Genomic DNA, 15,106 nt, shown 5'->3' with positions numbered 1-15,106 from the left:
CTGATAAAAGAGATGTTATAGCGCATAATAACTATATTACGATAATTATAAGAATTTTGAACCTATAACTATTCTAGTTATTCTAAAACAATAATAATGAACTAGAAATATGTTTGATTAATCAATTATACTTAAGCGTTAATGTACATATAAAGGACTGTCATGACCATCACCACCATTCAGCTATTTACCTTCATTATTGCTGTATTCATATTTATCATGACGCCGGGTCCTGGGGTGTTTGCTACTATTGCCAAAGCCATGACACAAGGATCTTGGGCAGCGCTGCCCTTAATCATTGGACTTGCTGCAGGAGATACTATTTATATGGTGTTCTCCGCTTATGGACTGAGCGCATTGGCAAGCAATTTCAATACCTTGTTTACTGTAGTCAAGTTTGTAGGGGCAGGTTATTTGTTTTACTTGGCGTACAAGATGTGGATGACGGTGCCAAGTGAAATTATGACTGAAAATGTCACATTAAAAAATAAAAACGAGGGACTAAAAAGTGTGGTTTCGGGTTTTCTGGTCTCCATCAGTAATCCAAAAGTTATTTTATTCTATATCAGCTTATTGCCCAGTTTTTTCCCAGTCACTAGTTTAACAGGGATAGATATTACGATTCTATGTCTGGTGATTTTTGGCTGCGCCATTGTTGCTATGATGATGTATGCCTTTATGGCGAGTTACGCGCAAAAACGTTTGAAAAGCCCTAGAGCACGGCAGAAATTTAACCGCGTCGGGTCTTCATTTATGGGACTGGCTGGCGCATGGTTGATTGCGAAGGGCTGAGTTTATAGTATAAGTGCGTATGATGCCTACGACATTTAACTGTTGTTTTTGATACTCCTTACCCACAAAAAAAGCCACTCTCACAAGTGGCTTTTTTTAATGTTTAAACGATTAGCTCGCTGCCAATGCGGCTTGCTGCTCTAATAGCGGCTTTAAAAACTCGCCCGTATGTGAGCCTTCAGCGTCGGCGACGTCTTCGGGCGTGCCCTCAGCGATAATCATACCGCCATTTTTACCGCCCTCAGGACCGAGGTCAATAACCCAATCGGCAGTCTTAATCACATCAAGGTTGTGCTCGATGACCACGATGGTATTGCCCTTGTCGCGTAGCGCGTGCAGGATGTTCAACAGCTTGGCGATATCGTGGAAGTGCAAACCAGTGGTCGGCTCATCCAAGATATACAGCGTCTGTCCTGTGTCGCGTTTTGCCAGCTCGCGTGCCAGTTTGACGCGCTGCGCTTCACCGCCTGAGAGCGTCGGTGCCGATTGACCGAGGCGAATGTAGCTCAGACCGACTTCCATCAAGGCTTGCAAGCGGCGATGAATGGCAGGAATCGCGGAGAAGAACTCGGTCGCGTCCTCAACGGTCATCTCGAGCACATCGGCGATGGTTTTGCCTTTATAGTGTACTTCGAGCGTCTCGCGGTTGTAGCGCTTGCCATGACAGCTGTCGCAAGGCACATACATATCAGGTAAGAAGTGCATTTCTACCTTGATTAAGCCATCACCCTGACAGGTCTCACAGCGTCCGCCTTTAACGTTAAAGCTAAAGCGCCCTGGCTTATAGCCGCGTGCACGGGCTTCTTGGGTTTGCGCAAACAGCTCACGCACAGGGGTAAAGACGCCTGTGTAGGTGGCAGGGTTCGAGCGCGGGGTACGACCGATGGGGCTTTGGTCGATATCAACCATCTTGTCCAAGTGCTCAAGCCCGCTGATGCTGTCGTAACTCTCAGGGATAAGGGTCGAGGCATTGTTCAGCTGGGTCGCGGCGAGCGGCATCAAGGTGCGGTTAATCAAGGTCGATTTGCCTGAGCCTGACACGCCTGTAACGCAGGTCATCACACCGACAGGAATGCTCAAATCCACGTTTTGTAAGTTGTTGCCGTTTGCGCCTTTTAGCTCGATGCTCATAGGTACTTGCTTGGGCTTAGCTTTGCCTTTTGCGACCACTTCCATGGTTTTGGCGTCGTGGCGGATGCTGGGCACTTCGATTTTTTTCGCGCCTGACAGATATTGCCCTGTCAGTGACTCAGGCTCTGCCATGATGTCTTTTTCAGTACCTTGGGCGATGATGTGCCCGCCATGGACGCCCGCGCCGACACCGATATCGATGATGTAGTCGGCTTGGCGAATCGCGTCTTCGTCATGCTCGACCACCAGCACGGTATTGCCGAGGTCGCGCAAGCGCGTAAGCGTCTTTAATAGGCGGTCATTGTCGCGCTGATGAAGACCGATAGACGGCTCATCCAGCACGTACATGACGCCCATCAGACCTGCGCCAATCTGACTGGCAAGACGAATACGCTGCGCCTCACCGCCTGAGAGCGTTTCGGCAGAGCGCGCCAGCGACAGATAGTCCAAGCCCACACTGACGAGGAAGTTAAGGCGCTCGTTGATTTCCTTAAAAATCTTTTCGGCAATCTCGCCTTTATGACCCTCAATGGTCAGGCTTTTGTAATAGCGCTCAGCATCACCAATCGACATTTTGACGATATCGGCGATGGTGCGTTCATCAACGCGCACATTGCGGGCGATTTCGTTCAGACGTGCGCCATCGCAGACATTACAGGTGGTGTCGGCGAGATATTTTGCCAGCTCATCGCGCACCAGATTGCTTTGCGTTTTTGCGTAGCGGCGCTCAAGATAAGGCAGGATACCTTCAAAGGGCACAATCTTATTGGTTTTGCGTCCGCGCTCATCGGTAAAGTTAAAGCTGATTTTTTCTTTGCCCGAGCCGTGCATGATGATGTCTTGATGCTTTTTAGACAGACTTTGCCACGGCGTATCCATATCAATATCAAAATGGGTACAGACGGTGCTTAGCAAGCCAAAATAATAGGCATGGCGCTTATCCCAACCATTAATCGCACCTTGATTGAGGCTTTTTTCGTGGTGGGTAATCAGCTTTTCTGCCGAAAAGTATTGACGTTTGCCCAGACCATCACAGGCAGGACACGCGCCGTAGGGGTTGTTAAAACTAAACAGGCGCGGCTCAAGCTCCGACACCGCGCGGTCACAGACAGGGCAGCTGTGCTTGGCAGATAGGATTTGGTCGTCGCTACCGTCTTCTTTGGGGTTACCGTCCATGTGGTGCAGCGTCACGATGCCTTGACCCAAGCGCAAGCCAGTCTCTAAGCTCTCGGCGACACGGTTGCCCAAGTCATCGCGCACTTTAAAGCGGTCAATCACCACCTCAATCGTGTGCTTTTTATTTTTCTCAAGCGTCGGCAGCTCATCCATATCATAGATGTGCCCGTCAATACGCACGCGCACGAAGCCTTGTCCGACCAGCTGCTCCAGCAGCACGGTATGCTCGCCTTTACGCTCACGCACCACAGGCGCAAGAATCATCAGCTTGCTGTCTTCAGGCAGTGCCATGACCGTATCGACCATTTCGGTGACGGTCTGCGCGACCATCGGCTCGCCATGCTCAGGGCAATACGGCGTACCGATACGCGCATAGAGCAGGCGCAAATAGTCATAAATCTCGGTAATCGTGCCGACGGTCGAGCGCGGGTTGTGGTTGGTTGATTTTTGCTCAATGGCGATGGCGGGGGACAGCCCCTCGATGCTATCGACTTCTGGCTTTTCCATTTGAGACAAAAACTGACGCGCATACGCCGATAAGCTCTCGACATAGCGGCGCTGCCCTTCGGCATAGAGGGTATCAAAAGCAAGAGACGATTTGCCCGAGCCTGACAGACCCGTTATCACCACGAACTTATCACGCGGAATGTCCAAATCGATATTTTTTAGGTTGTGCGTACGTGCACCACGTATTGCAATATGGTCATTTGCCATCGGTTTTTGGTTTCCTATTGGTTAATACACGTTTTTTAAAACCCAAAATCAGGGTTTGTCACAAAAAAATCAAAACAAAAAAGGAAATCAACAAAGATTGCCTTTATCAAATTTATAAAAACAGCCGTTATAAACGGGGCTTATTTCGCGATAAATGCGCCATTTATGCTGCAATAGCAAACAGACAATAGCGAAAAAATCATCACCATATATAGGGGTTTATAACGCATTTGTAGGCAGCAAAACAGACAATTCAAAAGACAGAGCGACGTATAGCGCTGTGTCTTTATTTGGCGTCACTGCTGGGTTGTTTTATAAAAATAAGCACAAGCGACCGCGCAAAACAGCGCGTTATAAAAAAGACTTTTATTTTTTGCCGCCGTGCCCATTATGAGCACTACGCTATCATGATACGCCGCGCGGTTATGCTGGTATGTTGTTCAGCGTTGTTGATGCTGTGTTGTTTATTGTTGAAATGCCGTAGCCATGACAGACGACGGATAGGCTGCGGCAGGTTGTTTGCTTGTGTACCTCTCTTTATTGTTGTTCACGTGCCATTATTCAAGGCAAAACGTGGCTATAAGCCCTTGGTTTTGCCATTTTTTTTGTATCTTGATGGCGCGAGCAGCAGCATGAAACGTGGCACAGCGCAGATGCGTCAAGCATGCGCGGTGGGTCGGCTGTTGGCATGGGTAGAAAACCTTCAGCAGCGTAGGGCTGAATGTTTTATAATGTGGGGCTTGATTGATGCCTGCGGGTTCAATTGATACGTAGTAGAGCTGTGAGGCGAGTATGAATAGCATAGAAAAACGCGCAACCTTAGGCATTGGCGGTATTTTTGCCTTGCGTATGGTTGGTCTGTTTATGATTGTGCCAGTATTTTCGGTTTATGGAGACAATTATACACATGCCACACCTTTTTTAATCGGTCTTGCGGTCGGGATATACGGACTGGGACAGGCGATTTTTCAGATTCCGATGAGTATTGCTGCTGACAAATTGCCACGTAAGCCGATTATCTTTTTGGGGCTGGTTTTGTTTGCGCTGGGCGGTATTTTGGCGGCGACCGCGACCGATATTTATCAAGTGATTTTGGGTCGCGCGCTGGCGGGTAGTGGCGCGGTATCGGCGGTGCTGATGGCGCTGCTTGCCGATGTCACGCGCGAAGAATTTCGCACCAAAGCCATGGCGGCGATGGGCTTGACCATTGCCAGCTCGATTATGCTGGCGTTTGCTTTTGGACCCTTATTGGTCGGCTTGGTCGGCATCTCAGGGCTGTTTTGGCTGACGGCAGTGTTTGCGGTGCTGGCGATGGGGCTACTGTGGGCAGTGCCGTCGCCTGTGCGTATGCTTAAGCACAATCTGGCAAACAAATCGATAAAGACCCAGCTGGCAGAAGTGCTAAAAATCGGCGATTTAAACCGCTTACACATCAGTATTTTTGCCCTGCATTTGACCATGACCGCGATATTTGTGCTATTGCCGCATCAGCTGTCAGAGGTGCTGGGATTGTCGGTACGTCAGCAAGGCATGGTGTATCTGCCGCTTTTGTTGATTGGTTTTGCCATCGCCATTCCCTTTATCATCATTGCTGAGAAAAAACGCAAAATGCGCCAAGTGTTTTTGGGTGCGATTGCGCTGATGAGCGTGGCACTGATTGCCTTGGCGCTCGGTGCACAGTGGAGTATTGGCATCATCGGCGGTTTGCTGCTGTACTTTATGGGCTTTAATTTGCTTGAGGCGACCATTCCCTCATGGATATCCAAGCGCGCGCCTGTGACCAATAAAGCAACAGCGATGGGGCTAAACTCGTCCAGTCAGTTTTTTGGTGCGTTTGTCGGCGGGGCGCTGGGCGGTATGTTGCTGCATCAGCCTGTGGGCTTGTCGTGGGGGATTTTGGCAGCGGTGATGGTCGTGGCATTGTTGATTATTATGCCGATTGCTCAGCCGCCGTATCTGTCGAGCACTACCGTCACGATTCCTAAAGACACCGACATCCAAAAATGGACAGCAGCAATGCTGGCGGTGGACGGCGTGGACGAGCTGGTGGTGATGGCAAAAGAGCGCGTCGCCTATCTAAAGCTGGACAAACAACGACTCAATGACGATTCGCGACAAGCGTTGTCGCATCTTGCAGAGCGTCCTCTAGATATTTGAACCAAAATTGGGTACAGTGAATCATCAAAAATGATGCTCGCTATCTATTTATAGACAACCGTTTATAGAACACATTCATAGAAATAAGGATAACGATTATGCGCGGTGTAAATAAAGTAATTATCGTTGGTAACTTGGGCGCTGACCCAGATAGCAAAACCTTTAGTAATGGCGGTACGGTGACCAATATCTCGGTTGCCACCTCAGAGCAGTGGACAGATAAGCAAAGCGGCGAAAAGCGCGAAGCGACCGAATGGCACCGTATTGTATTGAACAATCGTCTTGCCGAAGTGGCGGCGCAGTATCTACGTAAAGGTAGCAAGGTGTATATTGAGGGCAGCCTACGTACGCGTAAATACCAAGACCAAAACGGTCAAGACCGCTACATCACTGAGATTCGCGCCAATCAAATGCAAATGCTCGACAGCGCGGGCGCAGGTCAGCCACAGAGCCAAGGCTTTAGCCAAAACAGCGCACCACAGCCATACAACAATGCGCCGCAAAACCAAGGTGGCTATCAAAACAACCCAAGCAATCAGGGCGGTCAAAACAACTTTGGCAACCCCAATCAAAACAGCTTTAACCAAAACAGCCAAAACAATGCGTTTTCAGCGCCAAGCCAAGGCAGCTCAAACAACGCCATGCCAGACACGCCTGTGGATGACGATATCCCGTTCTAAGTCTAAGATTGCCCGTGACGTATCACCCAAAGACCCAGCCCTGTGCTGGGTTTTTTATGGCGCAGTGTTTAGGGAGATATGCGTTCATGCAGCCCGCCATCCGCCATACGAAGTCACTAAAAACAAGGTGGTTGTACCGTTTAAAAGACTACTGAAAGGTCAAAGTAAAAAGTGTACAAAAAAAAGATAGCTTGTTTTTATAAAAAAATGTCGGCTATAAAATAAAGAAAAATCATAAAATGGGTGTTCTTTTCTAAAAAACGACAGATAGATATTCTATTTTTGTTTTTCTTTTATTGATTAATAAAACTGATAATAACGTTTTTAACAAACATATCTGTTCATTAATAGAAATTAATATGCTAATATTTTGCACCTACATGATTTATTGTTGTTCTTTGGCCATAAAGCGCGGTTTGACATTATGCCTGTATGATTGATACGTGCTTTTAGTCAGACGTTTATCAGCGCTGTCTGTCCATAAACTTAGGCAATGCCACCATAAAATTGCTCAGTGATGAATAACAATAAAAGCGCATGTCGACCCATTTAAAACAACGATGTATAACAGCAGAGGTTATTATGAGCAAGAATATCGATCTAGAAAGCTTAAACGTTGATGAACTGCGCGCCATTACTGAAAACGCACAGCAATTGATCAGCAAAAAACAAGACCAACGCCTATATGACGCGTACACGCAATTTGAAGCCATCGCTGAACAATGCAACACCACCATCGATGAGATTCTAAAGGCAGGTCAAAGCCTAGAGAAAAAACGCAGCATCAAATACCGCAACACTGAAAACCCAAGTGAGACGTGGACAGGTCGTGGTCGTAAACCAACGTGGCTTGTGAACGCGATAGAAAACGGTCAAGACATCGAAGACTTCGCTGTGTAATAGTCAGAGAAGCACGATGGATTTATGACATCATTTCAATAAGATGTCATAAATCAGCGTTAGACTCTTCATACCGATAGGCAAGCAAAGAGCCAGTATCTACTTATGCAGATACTGGCTTTTTTACTGTTATTAATCAGCGATTGTTTGTTATGATAGTGACGTTTTTATCTGTTATTAAAGAGTAGTGAGCCGTGGCGAAATCCTCTGACGTTGCCCAAAAGCGTCCGCGTAAGCTGTGGTGGCTGGTCGGCTGTATGGTGTTTATGCTGATGGTCATCGTACAGATGCCCGCATCGTGGCTGCTGGACAAATACGCTGCGGACAACCGCTATGTGCAGTACGTGTCGGGCAATCTCTGGCAGGGGTCATTGGTGTGGCAGCTGCCAAGCGGCAATACTGCCTTGACTGGCGCTGGTACGTGGACGTGGCAACCATGGCAGCTGCTCTTGGGCACAGTAGGCGCGGATGTCGAGCTGCAATCGGGACAAACGCGCTTGTCTGGCGAAGCACGCATCCATCGTCAAGGATGGCAAGTGGAGAATATGGACGGCAAAATCGCACCAGAGACACTGCGTCAATGGGTCAGCTGGCAGCTGCCAGACGCGCCCATACAGGCCAACAATGTGCGGTTAAGCTACCAAAAAGCGGACGAGGGACGCGCAGCGGGGTTTGATGAGGCGGACGGTCAGCTGACGTGGGTCGGCGGTATGCTCGGCTACCCAAAAGGCGGGCAGTATATGTATCTGACGTTGCCACCGATGCACGCACAACTGAGCGCGGTGCAAAAGGACGCGCAGTCGCGTCTACACATGCAGTTATTGGACAATCAAGACAAGCGCTTGGGTGATATTTATCTTGATGGCACGCAGATGCTCGATATCAGCTTGACCCAGCGCCTGCTTGAGCAAATGCCAAGCTATCAAGGCAAAGCGCCGCAAGATACCAATGTTGTCAATGTGCGTCAGCCCATTACCCAGTTGGGGGCGCGCTGATGACGGTGACCATGACTGCACTGAAACCGTGGTTGGCACGGCTACAACGCACAGGCGCGCTGTGGCTATTTTTGGCGATTGTTTGGCTGTGTTGGGTGGGCGCACGGCTATTGTGGTTGCTGCTTGCGCCGCCCACCGCGCCTGCCTTGCCTGTGGTGCCGCTCATGAGTCAAAGCAGCCCTGCCGCGCAAAACAACGCGCTTTTTGCTTTGTTTGCTGATGCTGCGCCCAGCACTGCGCCTGCGCCGCCGCCGCCCAACGTGAGCCTGACAGGAGTGCTCCTCGCTGAGCCTGCCTCACTGTCCTCCGCCATGCTCGCGGTCAATGGGGAAGTACACAATTACCGTATTGGCAGCACGCTAAAAGGCACACAATACACGCTGGTTGCGGTCGATTGGAACACCGCCGTGATCAGCGACGCGCAAAACAAACAAATCGTGGTACGCCTTGCGGACAACATGTCGTTGGACCAAAAACAACCAGCGCCCAACGCAGTGAGTAATGAGCGCCTGCCTGAGATGAATAACGGCTTGCCTGCCTATGACGGTCTCGCCAACTTACCAAATATCATGCCCAATGCACCCGCAGTAAACCCAAACGTCCCGCCGAGCAACAATGATGACCGTGACAGTGGTGCCGCCCCTGCGCCAAGCAGCAATCCTGCCTCAGCGGTGGACAGTGCGGCAGAAGCGCTGAGCGAAAACCCTGCCAGCTATCTGAGCCGAATGGGCGTCATGGCGTCTGGCAATGGCTATCAGGTCACCGCCGCCATGCCAGCTAATATCCGCAACCGCTTGGGGCTAGAGTCGGGCGATAGGGTGCTGAGCGTCAATGGACAAAATGTGGGCAGCAACCCCACCCAAGACGCCGCGCTACTCAAGCAAGTGCAGCAGTCGGGTGAGGCACAAATTCAAGTCCAGCGCGGCGAACAGGTAATTACCATCCGCCAGCAGTTCTAAGGTGCGCCGCCCCGAAGTTTTTATGTTTTTTAGGTAATGAGTGACACAACAGCGAGTAACTATGACTAAAGGTATGACCAAAACAAGTGTGTATCATGTCGGCATATCCGCGCTACAACCCATCGTGACGCCCTTGGTGCGTGCGCTGCGCGTACTGTGCTTGAGCGTGCCGCTGTGGGCCGCTGCGACAGGCTTTGCCAATGCCGAGAGCTGGAAAGTCAATCTGCAAGATGCCGATATCAAAGCGTTTATTAACGAAGTGGCGACCATTACCAATCAAAACTTTGTGCTCGACCCGCGTATTAATGGCAATGTGACAGTCATCTCTAACCGTGCGCTGTCACGCGAAGAGATTTATCAGCTGTTTTTGAGTGTCATGCAGGTCAATGGTATCGCGGCGATTGACTCGGGCAACACTATTAAACTGGTTCCCGATGCCGTCGCCAAACAATCGGGCGTTGCGGTCGATTTGCGCGGCAACAGTGCAGGCGAGGCGCTCGCCACCCGCGTGATTTATTTGACCAATACCCAAGCGGCAGAAATTCTAGGCGCGATTCGTCCCTTGATGCCGCAGTCCGCGCATGCTGCTGCCGTCTCAGGGGTCAACGCCTTGGTACTCTCTGACCGTGCCGACAGCCTCAATCAACTGACCGCCTTGATTCGTGATTTGGACAGCAATGTCAATGACAGCTTGCGCGTCATCCCGCTGCGCCATGTCGATGCTGAGCGGATGATGGAGCTGATTAGCGCCTTGACCGCAGGGGCAGGTGGCGCACAGGCTACGGGTAACAATCAGCTAAAAGTCATTGCCGACTCCGCAAGCGACCGTTTGCTGGTCAAAGGCAGTCCTGAGATGATTGCCAAAGTCCAAGCCATGGTCGAGCAGCTCGATACCATACCCACCCGCCGCCTAAGCGGTCTGCGCGTGTTTCGTCTAAAATACGCCAGCGCAGGGCACATCGCCGAGATGCTGCGCGGTCTGCTCGCCAATCAATCGATTAATAGCACAGGGGCGACCTCAACGCTAGAGCCAGCCTCATTAGATAATGCCAGTAGTGGCGCGGCGACCCTAAGCACCAGCAACACCATCACGCCCACACCAAGCCCTGCGGGCGCGGTGGGCAATACGACAGGCAGCCGTGTTGGCAGTACAGGCGCGGGTGGTATCGGCGGTCGACCCTTTAGCATCATCGCGGATGAAACCCAAAACGCGGTCATCGTCAATGCCGCGCCTGAGCTGATGCTAGAGATTGAAGACGCGGTCAATCAGCTGGACAGCCGCCGCGCACAGGTGTTGATTCAAGCGGCTATTGTCGAAATATCGGGCGATGATGCCAAGCAGCTTGGCGTTCAGTGGGCGCTCGGCAATGCCAATAGCGGCTATGGCGTGGTCAACTTTAGAAACGTCGGTGCCAGTGCCACCTCGCTTGCCGCCGCCGCATTGTCAGGCGGCTCATCGAGCGCCATCAGCGCTGCCGCAAGCTCTATCGCAGGCGCGCTTATCGGTATTGGCGACAGCAGCAAAGACAGCAATGGCAACGCGCAGTTTTATGGCGCGATTTTGCAGGCGCTGGATTCCACCACCAGTGCCAACCTGTTATCCATGCCGTCTATCTTGACCTTGGACAATGAAAAAGCAAGCATTCTCGTGGGACAAAACGTGCCCTTTGTCACAGGATCGTATACCACGAGTGGTAACAGCTCAGACAACCCGTTTCAGACCATTGAGCGTAAAGATATTGGTATCAACCTAAACGTCATACCGCACATCGGTGACAACGGCACTGTACGTCTTGAAGTATCGCAAGAAGTGTCCTCGGTCGTGCCTGGCAGTACCTCGAACGCCAGCGGCTTGATTACCAATAAAAGCCTGATCAACACCACCATCTTGGCAGATGACCAGCAGACCATTGCCCTAGGCGGCTTGATGCGTGAAAACAGCACCACCAATCAGCAAAAAGTACCGGGTCTGGGCAATGTGCCCGTCATCGGGCGCCTGTTCCGCTCGGACAATGACAGCACGCAAAAAAGCAACCTGATTATCTTTTTGCAGCCCACCATCTTGCGTGATGGCGGTGCGGTGGCGAGTGTGACTGAGCGCAAATACAATCAGATGCGCGTATTGCAACTGGTCATTGATAAAAACGGCACCATCAAACAGCTGCCGTTTAGTGGTACACAAGGCTGGGATGGCAATGTCGACCCTGATTATGAGTTGATGCCGCTCAATCCACTGGTGCCGAAGCGCGACCAGACCACCACGCCCAGCGGCTTTACCAGAGTCGATGACAATGCAGGCAGCAGTACCAATATCAGCGGACTGCGCACTTATCCGCTACAGCGCTAACGCCTTGAGGAAAGCCAATGTCAAAAAAAGCTAAAAATTCGCCACATGCACCGCAAAACACGCCAACGCAAACACCCAAAAAAGCCGCTAAAAAGTGGGTGCTGCTACTGCTTACGGGTACAGCGTTGGCACTGATTCCAAGACGCAGTAGCCTTCGTGCCAACTTGTCTGCCAAAGACGCGGCGCAAAATAGCGCTACAGATACTGACAAATAAGGCAAAAAGCAAAAGGGCTGTATGATTCGCGACGGCTTTTGGTGGGAATTGTGTCATAGAAAAGGATAAGCGGTGTCTATTTAAGCTACTATTTTGGGTATTATTATAAAAATCATTGTTTACCTGCTGACAGTACGTCCTATGACCACAACCCATCGCCCCGCTCATTATCTATCACGGCTGCGCTTAGCCTTTAGTGCCGCTGCCATCACGATGCTGCTTGGTTGTCAGCCGCAGCCAGATTCTATGTTTGAGCAGCAGGCAGAAGCAGATGCCGCCGAGCTTGCTGATGGCACCTCAAGCGCCGCCGCCGACAGTCGCGACGCTGAGCGTGCCGCAACCGCTGTGGTCACGCCTGTAGAGGAAACCGACACCATAGCGCCTACAATCAATACCACACACAAGCAAGCGATTGCCCGTCAGCGCAGCTGCACTAAAGCGGCGGACGCGTGTCAATCGTTTGAGCTGAATACCTTAAGTTTTCGCCCCGAACAGCCTTGGCTGACCAGCATTATGTGGCAGACCATCGCGCGCATCTTAGCGCCTGAGCTGCCGCTTGCCAGTCAAGATGAGACCGCCAAAAAAACCATCAGCATTCTATTCAATCAAATTGCCTATAGCGAGCAGCGCGTCAGCACTTTGCCTTTGCAGCAAACCATTGACACCGACTTGGTGCTCAACACCTACGATGCCGAGCGCCGCAATATTGATGCTTCCGCCAACAATAAAGTCCCTGCACAGACAGGTTATTTGATCGTACGTTTGACAGAGCAGGACAACGGACTCCAGCGCCAGTTTGCGCATTATATTATGCTCGATATGCAGACCCAGCTACAGCTGACGCTATCAGACATTTTATTGCCGCACATCACGCACCAAAAGCTGCTGGCAACCTTTCAAAATGCCAAAAAAGAGTGGCTCAGCACGCAAGGCATCGCCCCTGAACAACAAGACGATTGGCCGCTTGCCTTATCTAAGCAGTGGTATTTAGATGCCAAAGGGCTGCATATGGTGTACCAATCAGAAGAGCTGCTGGCAGGCAATACCGAAGCCGTCGATCTGATGGTGCCATACGCGCTGCTCAATGGCATGATAAACCCGCGCTACGTGGTGGCAAGCGCCGCTGACAACGCAGCGCGCGCAACCGCAAGCGTCAGCGAAACCCCATAACTGTAGTGAAACCTAAGGAAGCCATGCACATCGCCGATAGCGCCTGTCCGCCGCCAGAGATGGCGACTTATCCATTAATAGACACGCATACGCATTTTGATGATGCGATATTTGCTGCTGACCGCTATGCGCAGGCGCAGCTTGCGTGGCAGCGCGGGGTACGGCATCTGTTATTGGTCGGTTATGTGCGTGAGCATTTAGCGCGCTTAAGCCGTGTGCAGAGCGACCTTGCCGCGTTTGCTGCTGATGGCGTGTCTGTACCCCGTGCACATGTCGCTTTGGGGCTGCACCCTTTTTATATTGAGATGCATACGGACGCGCATCTGGCAGATTTACGCGCCCAGCTGAAGAGCACGCGCCCGCTAGCGCTTGGGGAGATTGGGCTCGATACCTATACCAATGCGATGAAAACCCCTGAGATGCTCGCCAAGCAAAAGCGCTTTTTTATAGCGCAACTGGACATGGCGACCGAGCATCAGCTGCCTGTGCTGCTCCATATTCGTAAAGCCCATGCCGAGACGCTGGCGATACTCAAAAAGCACGCGTACAACGCGCAAGATCTGGGCGGTATTGCCCACAGCTTTAGCGGCGGGGAACAAGAGGCGAAAGCCTTTGTTAAGCTTGGTTTTAAGCTTGGGGTAACAGGACAAGTCACCAATCCCAATGCCAAAAAGCTGCGCCGCGCGATTGTTGCTGCCGTTCAAGCGTATGGCACAGAGTGTCTGGTCATCGAGACCGACTGTCCAGACATGCTGCCTGTCATGTGTCAGCCGCCCTTTGACGAGACGCAGCCAGCAGCTGCGATGATGACGCGCAACACCCCAGCGAACCTTGCTTGGGTACTGGCGGTGCTGGCAGAATTATTGGACTGTCGTCCTGCTGACCTCGCTCAGCAATTGTGGCACAATAGTTGTCACGCATTACAGCGCACATGGGCGTACCCTGATGTGATGCAGCAACACCCATGAGCATGATGATAAGACAAAATGGACAGATTATGAGTGCAGCGAATACCGCCGATAAGGTGGCAAGCCCGTCGTCAACAGACAACGACCAATACGACCGCCGTTTTCAAGGCACGCAGACCCTATATGGGACGCCTGCTTTTGACAAATTTGCGGCGGCGCACGTGTATGTGATCGGTATTGGTGGCGTGGGGTCGTGGGTGGCTGAAGGGCTGGCACGTACGGGGGTTGGCGCTATTACTTTAATAGATATGGATGTGCTCGTCGCCTCCAATGTCAATCGCCAGCTGCCCGCCTTGGACGCTACTTTTGGGCAAAGTAAGATTGCCGCCATGCACGAGCGCTTGACGCAAATCAATCCACGCCTGACCGTGACCTTGATTGATGACTTTTTGACCAGTGATAATGTGGCAACACTCCTACCTGATAAAGCCTTTGCCAGACAAGCGGTGGCAGATGGTCGACCAGTTGTTGTTTTAGACTGTGTAGATGATATGTCAGCAAAGCTTGCAATTGCGCTGCATTGTCGATTTAATAAACTAAAGCTGATTTGTGCAGGTGGTGCAGGGGGGAAGATTGACCCAAAACAAATCACCGTGAGTGATTTAAAAGATTGCTACCAAGACCCGCTGCTCGCAAGACTCAGAAATAAACTGCGTCATGAAAAAGGCATCAATACCCAGCTTAAAGAAAAGTTCGGTATTCGCTGTGTGTACTCTACAGAACCGCCTATTATAGACAAAAGTTGTCAGACGGGTGGTCTTCACTGCGGGGGCTATGGCTCAGCCGTGACGATAACCTCTATCGTTGGTATGATGATGGTGAGTGAAGCCCTACAGTTGATTGCCAAAGCATAAAGCACGCCTAAGCCGACAAGCATTTGATTATACTACCTGCTGATTTAT

The 15,106-nt window shown here is 51.0% G+C and carries 12 protein-coding genes; 11 read left to right on the top strand and 1 reads right to left on the bottom strand.

What is annotated here, in order from left to right; all coding sequences use genetic code 11:
• The first annotated feature begins 162 nt into the window (after nucleotides 1-162).
• Complete coding sequence (locus JMW05_RS03705; RefSeq protein WP_201504047.1) at nucleotides 163-792, top strand: LysE family translocator; 630 nt, start codon at nucleotides 163-165, stop codon at nucleotides 790-792.
• A gap of 111 nt (nucleotides 793-903) precedes the next feature.
• On the opposite strand, the gene uvrA is transcribed toward JMW05_RS03705, so the two are convergent.
• Nucleotides 904-3,813: an excinuclease ABC subunit UvrA gene (gene uvrA, locus JMW05_RS03700; RefSeq protein ID WP_201504046.1), complete on the bottom strand. Its 2,910-nt coding sequence runs from the start codon at nucleotides 3,811-3,813 to the stop codon at nucleotides 904-906.
• A 792-nt stretch (nucleotides 3,814-4,605) separates the two neighbouring features.
• On the opposite strand from uvrA, the gene JMW05_RS03695 reads away from it, so the two are divergent.
• The 10 genes from JMW05_RS03695 to JMW05_RS03650 all read left to right on the top strand — a co-directional run bounded on the left by JMW05_RS03695 (nucleotide 4,606) and on the right by JMW05_RS03650 (nucleotide 15,058).
• Nucleotides 4,606-5,970: an MFS transporter gene (locus JMW05_RS03695; RefSeq protein WP_201504045.1), complete on the top strand. Its 1,365-nt coding sequence runs from the start codon at nucleotides 4,606-4,608 to the stop codon at nucleotides 5,968-5,970.
• A gap of 98 nt (nucleotides 5,971-6,068) precedes the next feature.
• Nucleotides 6,069-6,650: a single-stranded DNA-binding protein gene (gene ssb / locus JMW05_RS03690; RefSeq protein ID WP_201504044.1), complete on the top strand. Its 582-nt coding sequence runs from the start codon at nucleotides 6,069-6,071 to the stop codon at nucleotides 6,648-6,650.
• A gap of 582 nt (nucleotides 6,651-7,232) precedes the next feature.
• Complete coding sequence (locus JMW05_RS03685) at nucleotides 7,233-7,550, top strand: H-NS histone family protein (protein WP_201504043.1); 318 nt, start codon at nucleotides 7,233-7,235, stop codon at nucleotides 7,548-7,550.
• Between the two features lie 194 nt (nucleotides 7,551-7,744).
• On the top strand, nucleotides 7,745-8,545 hold the full coding sequence (gspN, locus tag JMW05_RS03680; protein ID WP_201504042.1) for a type II secretion system protein N: 801 nt from the start codon (nucleotides 7,745-7,747) through the stop codon (nucleotides 8,543-8,545).
• A gap of 11 nt (nucleotides 8,546-8,556) precedes the next feature.
• The gene (locus JMW05_RS03675; protein ID WP_201504041.1) at nucleotides 8,557-9,504 is read left to right on the top strand and encodes a type II secretion system protein N; all 948 of its coding nucleotides are present in this window, start codon (nucleotides 8,557-8,559) and stop codon (nucleotides 9,502-9,504) included.
• A gap of 73 nt (nucleotides 9,505-9,577) precedes the next feature.
• Complete coding sequence (gene gspD / locus JMW05_RS03670) at nucleotides 9,578-11,851, top strand: type II secretion system secretin GspD (protein WP_201504040.1); 2,274 nt, start codon at nucleotides 9,578-9,580, stop codon at nucleotides 11,849-11,851.
• Between the two features lie 17 nt (nucleotides 11,852-11,868).
• Entirely contained in the window at nucleotides 11,869-12,066 is a 198-nt protein-coding gene (locus JMW05_RS03665; RefSeq protein ID WP_201504039.1) for a hypothetical protein, read from the top strand.
• 141 nt (nucleotides 12,067-12,207) lie between these two features.
• The gene (locus JMW05_RS03660; protein ID WP_201504038.1) at nucleotides 12,208-13,236 is read left to right on the top strand and encodes a hypothetical protein; all 1,029 of its coding nucleotides are present in this window, start codon (nucleotides 12,208-12,210) and stop codon (nucleotides 13,234-13,236) included.
• A 23-nt stretch (nucleotides 13,237-13,259) separates the two neighbouring features.
• Nucleotides 13,260-14,204, top strand: a complete 945-nt coding sequence (locus tag JMW05_RS03655) for a TatD family hydrolase (RefSeq protein ID WP_227691427.1) — start codon at nucleotides 13,260-13,262, stop codon at nucleotides 14,202-14,204.
• A 29-nt stretch (nucleotides 14,205-14,233) separates the two neighbouring features.
• On the top strand, nucleotides 14,234-15,058 hold the full coding sequence (locus JMW05_RS03650; RefSeq protein WP_201504037.1) for a tRNA threonylcarbamoyladenosine dehydratase: 825 nt from the start codon (nucleotides 14,234-14,236) through the stop codon (nucleotides 15,056-15,058).
• The last annotated feature ends 48 nt before the right edge of the window (nucleotides 15,059-15,106 follow it).

The organism is Psychrobacter aestuarii (assembly GCF_904846035.1).
Classification (GTDB): Bacteria; Pseudomonadota; Gammaproteobacteria; order Pseudomonadales; family Moraxellaceae; genus Psychrobacter; species Psychrobacter aestuarii.
This window is presented reverse-complemented; position numbering and strand designations above follow the sequence as displayed.